We start from the raw sequence: 14,677 nt of genomic DNA on the forward strand, positions 1-14,677 counted from the left end.
TTTAATAACACTACTCTACATATTCCGTGAAATCCACGTTTTCCACGATCCAGCGCTTGCGCGGATCCACCTTATCACCCATCAATGTGGACACACGGCGTTCAGCCTTGGCAGCATCCTCAATCTGAACGCGCAACAGGGTGCGTGACTCGGGATTCATTGTCGTTTCCCATAACTGATCAGGGTTCATCTCCCCGAGTCCTTTATAGCGTTGAAGCTCAAAATTTCGTCCAAATTCTTTCAAGTAATTTTCAAGTTGCTCATCAGTCCATGCATAACGTACTGTTTCGAGCTTACCCGACTTGCGAGTTATTTTATACAATGGTGGCTGAGCAATATATATGCGTCCTGCGTCTATGAGCTCTTTCATGTACCGATAAAAGAACGTCAACAGCAGCACCTGAATATGCGCGCCATCCGTATCTGCATCGGTCATAATGATGATTTTGGAATAATTGCTGTCTTCGAGCGAAAACTCGGTTCCTACCCCCGCGCCAATCGCTGCTGTAATAGCACGGTACTCATCATTTTTCATAATATCCGCCAGTTTGGATTTCTCTGGATTCATCGGCTTGCCCTTTAACGGCAAAATAGCCTGAATTTTGGAATCCCTACCCTGTTTGGCCGAGCCCCCAGCTGAGTCGCCTTCCACGATAAACAATTCATTGCGCGTAAAATCCTTGGACTGCGCAGGCGACAGCTTGCCATTCAGATTCGAGCTTTCACTGCGCTTCTTGCCTGAACGCATTTCGTCCCGCGCCTTACGTGCAGCCTCGCGCGCTCTAGAGGCCTGAATGGCCTTCTTGATCAAGGTCTGCGCGATCTGCGGGTTCTCTTCCAGAAAACGCTGCATCTGCTCAGATACGATGGCATCCACTGTACTCCGTGCCGAGGCGCTGCCCAGTTGGTCCTTGGTCTGACCGACAAATTCAACCTCAGCCATCTTGACACTGATGACAGCCATCATGCCCTCACGCAGATCATTGCCCTCCAGATTTTTATCCTTTTCCTTCAGCATCACGGTTCGGCGTGCATAATCATTCATGACCCGAGTGTAAGCGGTTTTGAATCCTGTCTCATGCGTCCCCCCGCCCCGTGTCGGAATAGAGTTAACAAACGAAGCAATCGTCTCTGTATAACCCGCATTATACTGAATAGCAATTTCCACTTCAATGTCTTCTTTTTCAGCATTAAAGTGAATAACATCATGCAGAACATCCTTGCCCTCATTCAGAAAAGCAACAAACTGGCTTGCTCCACCCTCATAATAATATTCATCTGACTTCCCGCTGCGTTCATCTTTAAGCTGAATACGAAGCCCTGAATTCAGAAAAGCAATTTCCTGAAGACGCTCAGCCAGCGTATCGTAGTTAAAGTGAATGCCTGCCTGGAAAACGCGAATATCCGGTTTAAATGTAATTTTCGTGCCTGTCTTGTTGGTATTGCCCAGCACTTCAAGGCCTGTGGTCGGTTCCCCGACATGCTCCACGCCCTTCTTGTCCTGCCAATATTCAAACCGCTGACGGTGAATCTTGCCGTCCCGGTAAATTTCCACTTCAAGCCATTCCGAAAGAGCGTTCGTTACAGACGCACCCACACCGTGCAGACCTCCGGACTTTTTGTATCCCGAACCGCCAAACTTACCTCCGGCGTGCAAAATGGTGAATACAACCTGAGGCGTCGGGATTCCCGTTTTGTGCATTCCAGTCGGAATACCGCGCCCGTTGTCTGTTACCGTAACAGAACCGTCCTTATGCATTGTGATATCAATGCGAGAGCAAAACTTGGCAAGATGTTCATCCACCGCGTTGTCTACAATTTCCCATACCAAATGATGCAGCCCCGAAGAACTGGTGCTCCCAATATACATGCCCGGCCGTTTGCGAACTGCCACAAGCCCTTCGAGCACTTGAATGTCGTCCGCGCCATATTCTAAAGCTCCGTTCTGAGTGCCGGACGCTTCCGCAGACAAGTCGATTTTGTCGACCATTCATGCTCCCCCTTTGTCTAATCATAACCGTGTTTTGCCTTATTTCTGATGATTTTCACCAGAAATGCAAACAGATGTTTTCTTTTACCTTGTCCATTTTAATTCAATATATCCCGTTTCGTAAAGACGGCGAATGAAACAATCAACGCCGCTCCCCCCCAAATGCCCAGTACAGTTAAAGAAAAGGGCAAGGTCATTCCCTCAATCGGAGCGGGGCTTCCAGATAAATAATCGGTTAATTCGAGGTTAACCATAAATAAATATTTTGCGCTCTGCCAAGATGAAGCCATATTGGTTAAAATAGTGCCGGAAATAAGCGCAGCCATCATGACCACGATGCTTGCCGCCGTACTGCGTACCAAAACAGATACCATAAAGGCCAGCGATGCCACCACCAGACTGACAAACCAGATCAAGCCGGCTTGCAGCATTAAATAATGCCATTGTGGAATCGCATGAACCGCAGATACATCCACCGTCTGGCCAACAATTTGGAAGCCGGTAAATACAGGCACGTTAAAACCGCGATAGCCAAAAAACAAGCCTGAAATGAGATAACTAATCACGAATACACTCAAAATGATGAGCGAAACGAACATATACAGTGTCAGCAGCTTGCTCAGCAGTATTTTCCACCGCCTGACAGGACGGGTCAGCAGCATTTTTATCGTGCCTGTCGTCCGTTCTCCTGAAACCAGATCCGAGGCAATCGCCATAATCAGCAATGGGACAAACAGATTAATGGAATTATCCATAAACTCTCTCGTAAAGGTTACGCCACTTGGTTCATTCGGATTCACGTCGTTTTCTAGATAATATTGCATCTGCTGGACAAAAACCCGGCGGTAGGTCTTCCATTCCTCGGGAACCCGGTCGCTGCCAAGCGAGTTTTGGTTATCGGTAATCGCCTGACGCAGCTCCAGCCGCCAATCATTGCCGAATTTTTCACGATTATTTTCTGCTACTTTCAATTGAGCGTACGTAAAAATCGGCACTAACACAAGCAAAACAAGTAAAATGACATAAAATCGTTTTTTCTTGATAATTTTTAGTGTTTCATTTTGTATGAGCGGTAAAATGTTATTCAAGTATCTCACCTTCCGTCATTTTCAGGAATAGCTGCTCCAGTGTAGGGTTGATTTTGGTTACACCTTTAACGGAAATACCGGAAGCTGTCATTTGTGCAACTAGCTCCGCAATATGCTCTTCATCCATTTCTGTAAAAATGGCCTTGTCTCCGCTGGCTGCAACAATGCTGTCATCAATTAATTCATCGGCATTTGTAATGATTTTCACAAATGGAGATTTTTGCAATAGGGCCAATCCCTGATCATAAGGTTCCAATTGCCACACAGCCATGCGCGAATGCGTTTCGACTAAATCCCGCACACCACCGACAGCCAGCACCTTTCCCCGACTAATAATAGCCACACGATCACATAATAACTGGATTTCGCTGAGCAAATGACTGGAAACAAACACAGCCATGCCCTCGGAAGCCAGCAGCCGGATAAAAGCTCTCATTTCCTTAATTCCCTTGGGGTCCAGGCCATTCGTCGGTTCATCCAAAATAAGCAGCTTCGGTCTGCCAAGCAAGGCTTGAGCTATGCCAAGACGCTGGCGCATCCCCAGTGAATACGTACTTACCTTATCATGAATACGACGGTCGAGACGAACCAGCTCAACTACCTCGCGGATACGCTGTTCGTCTACATCAGGCTGCATCCGGGCAAAATGTTCCAGGTTCTCCCAACCTGTCAAATAGCTGTATACCTCTGGATTTTCCACAATCGAGCCGATATGCCGTAAAGCCTGCTCTGGATCACGGTTCACATTGTGGCCGCACACCGTAATCGTCCCTTCCGTAGGCTTAATTAAGTCGACCAGCATACGAATCGTCGTCGTTTTTCCGGCACCATTCGGGCCGAGAAAACCAAAAATCTCACCCGCACGAACGTCGAATGTCACATCATGAATAATCATTTTACGTTTGATACGTTTCTTGACGTGTTGAACAGAGAGAACCGTTTCGTTGTCGCTTCTGTCTCGGTCTGCGCTGCCAGGCTGGCTAGCGGAATGGAGGCTGGACGCTGTATCTGTAGCTGTCAAATCCTGTGTTGCTTCAGCTCCGTTCTTGTCGACAGATTGGATGCTCATTCCTTGTTCCCTCCCTGCTTCACTTCAGCCGACTGGCTGCTGGCGGATTGTTGTTCACGATCTGCTTGATCGGTATCTTTCGTCGCTGCAACTGCAAATCCCTGCGCTATCCGTTCAGCGATCGCCTGATAGCCCTGTCCGTTGGGATGAAAATGATCTGATGACAAATAGACTGAAAGATTTTGCTGGAATAAATCGAATGTTGGAATCAGCGTCATATTGCTGTTTTGGTTGGTAATCGCCATGGCTGCCAAATTCCATTCTGTTACAACAAGGTTGCCGGGCACCTTCATTTCAGGCAGGTCACTAAATGGATTATACAGCCCGACATAGATAATTTTAGCTTTCGGATTGATCTTTCCGACCTTGGTCAGTACTTTTTGCAGACGTTTGGAGGCTTCAGGCAATGCTTTGCGCAAGCCGATAAGTGTTGGTGGCTCTTTACCAGTCTGGGCAGCTTGTGCACCCTGAAATAAATCATTGCCTCCAATCGAGACAATAATAACGTTAGCCTTCTTTAATACATAAGATACACCAGGCTCATCCAGCTTGGTTAATAGTCCTTGGGTCGTCAGTCCATTAATCCCCAGATTGTTGATGAGCTGCGCCTTATGACCTTCCTGACCATTTAACAAGGTCACTGATCGACGTACAAATCCACTGCCGGAATCATCACCCGTTCCCTTGGCCAGCGAATCGCCAATGGCTGCTACCCGAAACTCTCCCGTCTGAGTAGCAGCAGCTGGCGCAGCTGGTGTCTGCGATGAACCGGTATTTACAGGTGGAGTACTAACCATCAGCTCTGGAGCTGTGATACTTCGCACTGCAGCAATAAATCCGTATAATAATAGCAGTGTAGCGGCGATGGAAATGGAACCGACAGACCGCCATATCCATTTTGATGAATTCACTCGTGTTCCCTCCTGACAGCTTAGTGAAATAAACATAAAGCTTATCATATCATTTTGCAAATAAACCGTTCTGGGATTCATGAAGCACACCTGTGAAAAAAAGAAAGGAACATCATTTGAGGTTCGATTGTGTGAAACTTTTGTGAATATCATTATATTATTTTTCCCAAGTATGTAAAAAAAGAATGGCAAATTGCCATCCTTATATGATGTCTGCTTGTTTGCACGATAAAGACGAAAAACTATTTGCTATCAGGTATAAAACTCTTGATCCATTGTCCAAAACTGCCCGGATTTCGGCTCTGGATCAACACCGTTCCTTCACCGCGAAACCGGCATACAAGCGCTTCTCCACTCGTTACGCTGGACAGCCATCCTTTCGATGCTTTCTCAATTTTATAATCCATATAGTCTGGCCATGCCACCAGATGAGCATTATCAATAATGCGCTCCTCTCCGGGTGCAACATACAGAGGATAAATGGCTCCGTAAGAGGACAGAAACACCGTACCCCGACCACTGATTTCAACGATAAAAAAGCCTTCGCCAGAAAATAGTCCTTTCATCAGGTTTTGCATTTTGGTACTGACCTCGATCCCTTCTGTACATGCCAGAAAACCGTCCTTTTGGACCAACAGCCTGTATGAGCCGTCCAGCTCCACCGCTTGTACATCTCCTATACTGGCTGGGGCGAGCAGCACTTCTGCCGGCCCCCGAGCTGCCCTCAGCTCTTGAAAAAAGAATTTTTCCCCGCTTAGCATCCGACCCAAACCACGCAACAGTCCACCATCCACTGTTCCTTTGATGTCTACACTGGAAGACATGGAAACCATCGCTCCCATTTCTGCTTTAATGGTTTCTCCGGGGCTCAGTTGCACCTTGAGCATGGCAAAGGCACCTTCATGTACGATTTCGTAGCTCAATTGTTCACCTGACTTTCTATAAGTAGTATGCTATGCTATCATACTATACTGACGTTCTTTATGCCTGTTTTTGCATACAAGCAATGGTTCGTACTATTCGATCAATAATCACATCAAAGGCCCGCTGAATGTATCAGCAGGCCTTTAGATTAACGTGATGTCGCTTTATATAAGTGCTACAAATGCGTCTTGCTATCGTTTTAGTTATCGTTTTTAGTTACGTGTGAACTCCTGTACCCAATATCCATTGTAGTAAGCCACACCGATTTGCGTATATTCTGCCTTCAGAATATTTTCACGGTGTCCCTGACTGTTCATCCAGGCCTTCATCACTTCTTGTGGGTTTTTTTGACCCATTGCAATATTTTCACCTGCATACGTATAACTTACGCCAAATTTCTTCATCATATCAAATGGTGAGCCATAGGTCGGAGATGTATGATCAAAGTAATTGTTAGTGCTCATATCCTTCGCTTTAGCCAAAGCTACTTCCGTAAGCTTCGCGTCGGAAGTCAGTGGCTTCAGACCATTTTTGCTGCGCTCGTTGTTTACCAGCTTTACAACCTCTGCTGCAAATTGAGACTTGCTGAGCTGTGCACCCGATCCTGCGGACTGACCTGCACCAGAATTGGTGTTCTGAGCTTGATTCTGCTGCTTGTTAGCAGACTGTGAAGCGTTTTGGTTCCCCTGTTTGGTTACTTGCTTGCCCGAAGAAGGATTCCCTGTTTGAGTTTTAGCCTTGCCCTGTCCGAAACAATCAGTTACATTGTTCGTTACTGTCGTCGTCCCATTGGACAATTGAACAGAGTATCCGTTATTTTGTAGCCACTGTTGTAGCTGCGCTGTCAAATCGTCAGCCGGTGCTGCTGATGCCGGAACGATGAATCCTGCGGATAAAACGGCGCTTAAACTTCCCATCACCAGTGTTTTTTTCAACATATTCTTCATTTCGTCATCTCCTTGTTGTATTAATTTCTTGGTGTGTACATGTTCGCTCTGAACGTGCCCGGTTACAACTTTGTAATCTTTACTCTAGCAGTATATCATGTTTCCTAGCAGGATCAATGGTGTAAAAGTTGGTAAAAAAATAGCCCCGCTTGGCAATAGCCGACACGGGACTGATATACAGATAATAAGATTTTATATAATTTTAGCTTTCATCAGGCAGCTATCTGAGCTTTTTGCTGAAACGGTAACCTTGCTTCTCAAAGCCAATTCGATTGTAGAAGGCTCTGGCCTCTACCTGTTTGATGCGGTTATTCGCTCCAGTAATGAATAAATGATTGCATCCTTGCGCACGTCCCCAATCCTCACCACAAGCCACCAGACGTCTGCCAATGCCCTCGCCGCGACACTCCCCATTCACGACCAGCATGGTGATTTGTACAGCAGGATCAGGATAAGCCAAGCTTTGAGCCGTATGCATGCCGATTACTCCGACAACACGACCATCCATTTCTGCAACCATCATATTCGCTTGACTGTCCTCCTGCGTTGTTCCCATAACCTCTTTCATTACGCCACAAGTCATCGGATATCCAACTTCTCTTAGCAATCCAGTTACGGCTTCGCAATCGCCAAGCTCTACGGAACGAATTGTCAGTACTGGAATCATCACATTGTTAGACATGATTTACCTCCACTTTCAGCATATTAGCAGCCTCTTTGGCCGTCTTCCGTGCTGTCTCCACATCTCCTGCAGCGCTAAGCGCTACAGCCATCCGGCGTCCCGGCTTGGTTTCAGGCTTCCCGAACACTCGCACCTGTGTCCGGGGTAACAACAAAGCATCATCCATACCACTTATTGCGAAATCCCGTGTAGCCAATTCTGCCTTCAAGGTAGCCGAGGCCCCTGGTGTAAGAAGCGTGACTGACGGCACCGGGAAACCGAGAATGGCCCGCACATGAAGCGCAAATTCCGACAAATCCTGCGTAATCATTGTGACCATTCCAGTGTCATGCGGACGAGGGGATACTTCACTGAAAATGACGCCATCAGCCGTTAAAAACAGCTCAACGCCAAACAATCCATAACCACCCAGTTCATCCGTAATCGTACGTGCAATGTCCTCTGCCTCTGAAAGCTGCTTGTCCGTCATGCCATGAGGTTGCCAGGATTCGACATAATCCCCGTCTTTCTGAATATGGCCAATCGGTGGGCAAAAAGTCGTGCCTGAAACCGATCTGACGGTCAATAACGTAATTTCGCTCTCAAATGGGACAAAAGCTTCAACAATGACGCGTGTTGTTTTGGCACGTGCGCCTTCCAGCGCCGTATTCCAGCAGGCTTCTGCATCTTCAGGTGTCCGGCATACAGACTGCCCTTTACCCGACGAGCTCATCAAGGGCTTAACCACGCAGGGCGTGCCAAGCTCATGAACCGCTGACCGCAACTGCTCAAAATCATCTGCAAAGCGGTAGGCGGCGGTCGGAAGCTGCAGCTTCTCGGCGGCAAGCCTGCGAATGCCCTCCCGGTCCATCGTAAGACGGGCGGCCTGGGCTGTTGGTACTACGTGAAATCCCTCTTGCTCCAATTCTTCCAAAGCACCCGTAGCAATAGCTTCGATTTCAGGTACAATTATGTCGGGCTTTTCCTTGCGAATTAGTGCCTTCAACGCCTCAGCATCCTGCATATCCAGACAGTGAGAACGATGTGCCACCTGCATTGCTGGAGCCAGTTCATACCGGTCTACAGCAATACACTCCACGCCAAGCCGCTGAGCTTCAATAATGACTTCTTTTCCCAATTCTCCGCTGCCCAGCAGCAGCATCTTCTTAGCGTTGGCAGAAAAAGGAGCACCCCACATCTTGAACTCTTCCCCCTCTGACGATATTGCTCTGATCTCTTTTCATCTTTATTTTCAGGGTTTAGCTTCAAGAATGCAATAGTGCTCGGCATTAAAATTTACAAAAAGCGCGATTTTTTGATCTTTTTTTTACAAAAATCTGAACTGTGCTTCCACCAGCCCCCGATATATTCCATGTTTTTTCATCAATTGCTCATGATTACCACTTTCCTGAATCTCTCCATGGTCCAGTACAACAATATGATCGGCATTCCGAATGGTAGACAAACGGTGGGCGACCATAAAAGACGTCCTTCCTTTCAGCAGGACCTGAAGGGCATCCTGAATTTTCAGTTCAGTTTCCGTATCAATGCTGGCTGTCGCCTCATCCAAAATAAGAATTCGCGGATTGGCAAGCAGTGCCCGGGCAAAGGATAACAGCTGCCGCTGACCCATGGACAGCATACCGCCTCGCTCCTCCACCTCTGTTTCGTAGCCGCCCGGTAATTGAACGATGAATTCATGAGCATTGACTGCCTTTGCAGCCATTTCAATCTCCTCATCTGTTGCATCCAGACGGCCAAAACGAATATTATCGCGAATCGTACCTGAAAATATAAACGTATCCTGAAGCACAATGCTAATCTGGCTGCGCAAGCTCTCCACCGTCACGTCACGCACATCATGACTATCAATGGTAAGCCTCCCTGACGTAATGTCATAGAACCGGCTGAGCAGGTTAATGATTGTACTTTTACCTGATCCGGTATGACCCACAAGGGCAATGGACTGGCCCGCCTCGACAGAGAGAGTAATGCCTTTAAGCGCCTGGCGTCCCTTTTCATATTCAAACACAACATTTTCAAATTGAATATCGCCCCGAATAAGCGGTAAATCCTTGGCTCCCGGCTTGTTCGCAATATTCGGCTGTTCATCCATAAACTCAAATATTCTCTCCGATGAAGCCATCGCAACCAGCAATTGATTGTACATTTGACCCAGGCGATTAATCGGCTCCCAAAAGTTCCCTACATAGTTGGCAAACGCAACCAGCAGACCAACGGTAAGCTGATCCATCTGGATCAGATGCGCTCCGAACCAGAACAGCACCAGCGTACCTAGCCCTCCTGTAATATCAATCAGCGGACCAAAAACCTGGTTCATAGCGGAGGCTTTATCCCACGACCTTTTGCTGGAGCTGTTCATGTCATCGAAAAAAGCCATATTTTCATGCTCCTGCGTGTAGGCCTGTGTCACACGAATCCCCTGAATGGACTCATTCAGATGAGAGTTGATGCGTGAGTTCTTCATGCGTACTTCCTGCCAGGCGCGACGGATACACACGCGCAGCTTGGTTGAGATCAAAAACATGATGGGGACGGTCACAATGACCGCCAAGCCGAGCTTCCAGTTAATCAGTAGTAAAATGACAATGATTCCCATGAGCTGTACACAGTCGATCAGGACATTCACTGCCCCATTCGTAAACAGATCCTGTAGCGAGTTAATGTCATTCGTCACACGTACTAATACAGACCCGGCCGGTCTTTTATCAAAGAAATTGAAAGAAAGCTTTTGAATATGCTTAAACAGATCTTCTCGCAGATCGTAAATAACGCGTTGACCGATAATATTGGTGAATTTAATGCGGTACGTATTGGCTGCCCATTGAATCAAATATAGCAATAGCACCGCACCCGTTATAAGCAATAGCAACTTCACGCTGGGCATTGCCGGCCATGCGGGAGCAATCGCTTTATCAATCGCCAGACTGATCAAATAAGGAACCGTCAGCTTGGTAATGGTACCGAGAATCATCATGACCAGAAGAATCGGCAGGATCTGACGGGCATAAGGCTTCATGTAGGCAAGCAACCGTTTAAATTCTGACCAGTTAAACGGTTTGTCAATGACATCATCATCCTGATACACAAAACGTTCATTTTTGGGCTTTTTTAACGGGTTGGCTTTTTCTGCTGGTATATTCATGGTCTCACCTGCCTTTCAGATACACCGTCTGGAGCCTGGTCTATGTAGTCGGCGTATTGAATATGATACACATCCTGGTACGGGCCTGGAGTGGCAATAAGTTGTTCATGTGTTCCTCGCTGGACAATTTCCCCTTCCTCAAGCACCACAATTTCATTGGCATGACGAAGCGACGAGATTCGATGAGCTATAATAAATGTCGTGCGTCCACGCATAACCTCTTGAAAACCGGTCTGAATTTCATGCTCTGTCTCCATATCGACCGCACTGGTGGCATCATCGAGTACGAGAATTTTTGGATTTTTGAGTAGGGCGCGCGCGATGGCAATCCGTTGTTTTTGTCCCCCAGACAGCCCCAGTCCACGTTCACCGACGACGGTATCGTAACCCAGCGGCAGCTCGGTGATGAATTCATGTGCCTGAGCCAGCTTGGAAACGCGTATGATGTCATCGATACTGACATGGCTTAGACCATAAGCAATGTTGTTGCGGATAGACGATGAGAACAAAAACGTCTCTTGAAACACAGAAGAAATTTGAGCACGCAAATCACGAATTTTCAAATGGCGTATATCCGTTCCGTCCAGCTTGATGCTCCCTGCGTCCACGTTGTAAGCCCGCATAAGGAGCTGAATAATGGTCGATTTTCCTGAACCTGTTCCACCCAAAATCCCAATGACGGATCCTGGTGGCGCATCCAGATTGACGTCAACAACAGCGGGCAGCTTATTCCCGTAAGCAAACGTGACATGTTCAAATGTAATATGTCCTCTCACCTGCTCAGTATGGAGCGCAAGAGCGTCAGGTTCATCGGTTACATCTACATGCTGATTCAATAGCTCCAAGACCCGTTCACCGGAAGCCTTAGACTGCGTATAGTTATTAATATGAAAGCCAATACTCCAAATCGGACCGATAATATACCAAATTAAGCTAAAAAAAGCGACAAGCTGCCCCAGAGTCATCGACTTCACAATGACCAGATAGCCCCCCATGCCTAATAGAAAGACCACACTAACAGAAGCGATCAGCTCCATGGCGGGGAAAAAGCGACTCCACAAGGAAGCAGCCTGAATTTGATTGCTTTTATACTGTTCATTTCGTATTGAGAACTTTTCAACTTCATAGGATTCACGGGCAAAAGATTTGACGGTGCGCACGCCTGTTATATTTTCCTGTACCGCTGTCGTCAAGGCGCTGAGCGCAATCCGCATTTCCTGAAAGGTGGGATGAATTCGGGATTCAAACTTAAATGTGACGAAGAGCAGCAAAGGCATGCTGATCATCGTAAAGAGGGTGAGCTGCCAGTTGATATACAGCATCATCATAGAGCCGAATACGACCATCAGTACCACATTGAGGAGTTGGGCAAAACCAAACCCGATAAAGTTGCGAATCGCCTCCAGATCACCGGTCAGACGGGACATGAGATCCCCCGTTTTGGCAGTGTCATAGTATCTGAAGGACAGAAATTGCAGCTTTTCGTAACAGGCATTGCGGAGTCGATACGCCAGAAAGTTTCCTAGCCGTCCACCAAAAAAACCATGTAAAAATTGCATAAACCCTTTGATAATTACGACTCCCAGTACAGTCAGAGCCAGCACCGGGACTTTCTCGAAGTCACCAGGAATGATAGCGTTATCAATAAGCCTTTGGAGCAGGTTCGGATACACCAGTCCCAGGGCCGTCGCTATCGCAAGGCATAGAATGGAAAGAAACAGATAATGTCTCCTCTCGCGAAAAAAAACTTGCAGTTGCCTGAGCACTTCCATGTCAATGTCCCTCCATTAGTTGCACGACGTTGTTATATGGCTTAGTGAAGTTTACCATTCGCATTCCAAGGCGGCAAAGAGGATAACTGACCGTTTTCAGGCAGGTTCGCAATTGGCGGGTGATTAGGCAAATTAAATCGCTTTCTTATCATTGAATATGGCTATTTCCTCAGTTTTCCTTTCTTTTTGAAGCATGCTTAAAACACCGGGTTGTCCCACAACCCGGTGTCCTGAAGCCTTCCGCAATAGTGTATAGAGTTACATACATAATCATGTTGATGGCTTTACGTCAGCGTTTCTTCCTGCTCCAGCCTCGCAATAAGGGCTACCAGCTCTTCCCAGACCTGCGGCTGCTCGTCACCTGCGAGTGCATGCTCCATACCGCTAAGCGTTTCCAGCATCTGCTCACGAAGCTGTGCCGTCTGCCACGTTTGCTCCTCCTGCATTAGCTTAACGTAAAAAGAAGACATTCGTTCCCGCTGCACCTCAACAGCTTCGCCAACTTTCTCGCGTAGTATCGGCTCCAACTTGGATTGCAGATTCGCCCGACCATCCCCTTCAAAAAAGAGCTTCGGATTTTTAAAGGTATTCCAATACTCCTTCCAAAGGACGGAATCCTGCAGCGAAATTTCAATCAGTTCAGGAACAGACCATTCTCTGGCTTCAGGTGCTGTGCAATCCAAGCCTGTCAGCCGCTGGTTCATCTCTTCCGCACACCCTTGTATAGCCTTGCCTATCAAGGATTTTCCCGTTTTTTCCAGCCGGAGTGTGGTTGCCAATAATTCCTGGGACAGCTCCAGCTCAAATAATCGCATCAGTTCACGACCACAAGAGGCAAAGGCTGAACGAAGATCCCCTGCTCCTTCGCGTAAAACAGACGGATGAAACGCCTCGGCCGTAAACTCTCCAATCCGGTAAGCAAGCCGCTGACGCACATGATACAGTAGTTCATCGGTTTCACCTAATAAAACAGCTGCACCGCTGCCGTCAGACAGGTTTTGGAGTAGCTGCTCCAGCTCACTGCGAATGCCTTTTAATCGCTCTAATCGAATCGCGCGTTCTTCTACGCCATACCGGGCATCAGCGGCATGTTGCTCTATCCGGTTTCGCAGCCGCCCCAGCTCCTGCATCGCAGAAGCAATAGATAAGCCCGCCAGCTCATCAGCTGCGAATGCCGAAAAGTCTTTTTCAAACCCTTCAAAACGTGAAGCTGTACGCAGCGAGGGCTCTCCCTGTTCGGCCGCTTCCAGTGCGAGCATGCTGGACAACGGATAAATACGCGGCTTTCGGATTCCATTCGCTTGTAGCTGCTCCTGTACATGTCGGGTCACGGATTGCAGTTCTTCTTCGGATGAAGCCAAATCTGAGGCATTGACGATAAAAAAGGTCTGATCCAGTGCCAGCGTCTCTTTAACCCGGCCCAATTGGTTCAAAAATTGCCGGTCTCCTTGGGTAAACGCATGATTGTAATACGTGATAAATACAAGCGCATCTGCATGCTTCATATAATTGAAGGTCACGCCAGTGTGCCGAGCGTTCACAGAATCCGCTCCAGGCGTATCCACTAACACAATGCCCTGACGGGTCAGAGCGCAATCATAATAAAGGTCGATATGCTCCACGAAGCATGACTTATGCTCGGACGCAACAAAATCCCGATATTGATCCAAATCGACCTGAAGCTGCTGACCCAGCAAGCTTTGAGCTTCTTCCCATCCGGCTGCAGCAGCCTTCAAAAAGCTGTAATGCGGCCTTCCGGCAGGGTGAATCCCTTCCGGGGACAACTCACGTACGGCTTCCTGCCAGCCTACTGTCTCCGGTTCCCCCAAGCCCAGTAACCGGAACGAATATTTAAGATCGTCCCGCAATGCGTCCACTGATTTCATGTGGACGTCAGCCGTGGCATGGCGCTCAGGGCTTGCTGGCGCCATAATACGGTTAATCGCCGCTGTCGTTGGATGCGGCGATACGGGCAACACCGCTTCGCCCAGCAAAGCATTGGCGAAGCTGGACTTTCCGGCGCTGAACGCTCCAAACAGCGCCAACGTGAACCGCCCGCCCTCCAGCGCAGCTGCGCGGGCATGCAAATCCCGTACCGTCGCCTGCATGGCAGGGTACGGACTTACCAAGGCAGCGGCGGCTTTCAGCC

At 47.8% G+C, this 14,677-nt stretch carries 11 protein-coding genes; all 11 read right to left on the reverse strand.

Going from position 1 to position 14,677, the window contains the following annotated elements:
• Positions 1 to 10: 10 nt before the first annotated feature.
• Positions 11 to 1,990 (reverse strand): DNA topoisomerase IV subunit B, encoded by a 1,980-nt coding sequence (gene parE / locus WG8_RS13380; RefSeq protein WP_007430727.1) that lies wholly within the window; start codon positions 1,988 to 1,990, stop codon positions 11 to 13.
• 98 nt (positions 1,991 to 2,088) lie between these two features.
• Entirely contained in the window at positions 2,089 to 3,078 is a 990-nt protein-coding gene (locus tag WG8_RS13385) for an ABC transporter permease (protein ID WP_007430728.1), read from the reverse strand.
• Positions 3,071 to 4,147, reverse strand: a complete 1,077-nt coding sequence (locus WG8_RS13390; RefSeq protein ID WP_007430729.1) for an ABC transporter ATP-binding protein — start codon at positions 4,145 to 4,147, stop codon at positions 3,071 to 3,073. Before WG8_RS13390 ends, WG8_RS13385 begins: the two co-directional genes overlap by 8 nt.
• Positions 4,144 to 5,094 (reverse strand): GDSL-type esterase/lipase family protein, encoded by a 951-nt coding sequence (locus WG8_RS13395; protein ID WP_043891066.1) that lies wholly within the window; start codon positions 5,092 to 5,094, stop codon positions 4,144 to 4,146. The genes WG8_RS13390 and WG8_RS13395 overlap by 4 nt, the downstream gene beginning before the upstream one ends.
• 206 nt (positions 5,095 to 5,300) lie before the next feature.
• Positions 5,301 to 5,981 (reverse strand): TIGR00266 family protein, encoded by a 681-nt coding sequence (locus tag WG8_RS13400; RefSeq protein WP_007430731.1) that lies wholly within the window; start codon positions 5,979 to 5,981, stop codon positions 5,301 to 5,303.
• Positions 5,982 to 6,194: 213 nt separating this feature from the next.
• The gene (locus tag WG8_RS13405; RefSeq protein ID WP_007430732.1) at positions 6,195 to 6,929 is read right to left on the reverse strand and encodes a CAP domain-containing protein; all 735 of its coding nucleotides are present in this window, start codon (positions 6,927 to 6,929) and stop codon (positions 6,195 to 6,197) included.
• Between the two features lie 220 nt (positions 6,930 to 7,149).
• Positions 7,150 to 7,611 (reverse strand): GNAT family N-acetyltransferase, encoded by a 462-nt coding sequence (locus tag WG8_RS13410; protein ID WP_007430733.1) that lies wholly within the window; start codon positions 7,609 to 7,611, stop codon positions 7,150 to 7,152.
• Entirely contained in the window at positions 7,604 to 8,788 is a 1,185-nt protein-coding gene (purT, locus tag WG8_RS13415; RefSeq protein WP_007430734.1) for a formate-dependent phosphoribosylglycinamide formyltransferase, read from the reverse strand. Before purT ends, WG8_RS13410 begins: the two co-directional genes overlap by 8 nt.
• Before the next feature lie 129 nt (positions 8,789 to 8,917).
• The gene (locus tag WG8_RS13420; RefSeq protein WP_007430735.1) at positions 8,918 to 10,756 is read right to left on the reverse strand and encodes an ABC transporter ATP-binding protein; all 1,839 of its coding nucleotides are present in this window, start codon (positions 10,754 to 10,756) and stop codon (positions 8,918 to 8,920) included.
• Positions 10,753 to 12,528, reverse strand: coding sequence for an ABC transporter ATP-binding protein (locus WG8_RS13425; RefSeq protein WP_007430736.1), 1,776 nt, complete (start codon positions 12,526 to 12,528; stop codon positions 10,753 to 10,755). Before WG8_RS13425 ends, WG8_RS13420 begins: the two co-directional genes overlap by 4 nt.
• Positions 12,529 to 12,812: 284 nt before the next feature.
• On the reverse strand, positions 12,813 to 14,677 hold a 1,865-nt coding region (locus tag WG8_RS13430; protein WP_007430737.1), incomplete at its 5' end, for a dynamin family protein.

It is taken from the genome of Paenibacillus sp. Aloe-11, from assembly GCF_000245715.1.
Taxonomy (GTDB): domain Bacteria; phylum Bacillota; class Bacilli; order Paenibacillales; family Paenibacillaceae; genus Paenibacillus; species Paenibacillus kribbensis.

Coding starts and splice junctions, on each gene's coding strand:
- parE (WP_007430727.1), bottom strand. CDS start 1,990: ATGGTCGACAAAATCGACTTGTCTGCGGAAGCGTCCGGCACTCAGAAC.
- WG8_RS13390 (WP_007430729.1), bottom strand. CDS start 4,147: ATGAGCATCCAATCTGTCGACAAGAACGGAGCTGAAGCAACACAGGAT.
- WG8_RS13395 (WP_043891066.1), bottom strand. CDS start 5,094: ATGTTTATTTCACTAAGCTGTCAGGAGGGAACACGAGTGAATTCATCA.
- WG8_RS13405 (WP_007430732.1), bottom strand. CDS start 6,929: ATGAAGAATATGTTGAAAAAAACACTGGTGATGGGAAGTTTAAGCGCC.
- WG8_RS13410 (WP_007430733.1), bottom strand. CDS start 7,611: ATGTCTAACAATGTGATGATTCCAGTACTGACAATTCGTTCCGTAGAG.
- purT (WP_007430734.1), bottom strand. CDS start 8,788: ATGTGGGGTGCTCCTTTTTCTGCCAACGCTAAGAAGATGCTGCTGCTG.
- WG8_RS13420 (WP_007430735.1), bottom strand. CDS start 10,756: ATGAATATACCAGCAGAAAAAGCCAACCCGTTAAAAAAGCCCAAAAAT.
- WG8_RS13425 (WP_007430736.1), bottom strand. CDS start 12,528: ATGGAAGTGCTCAGGCAACTGCAAGTTTTTTTTCGCGAGAGGAGACAT.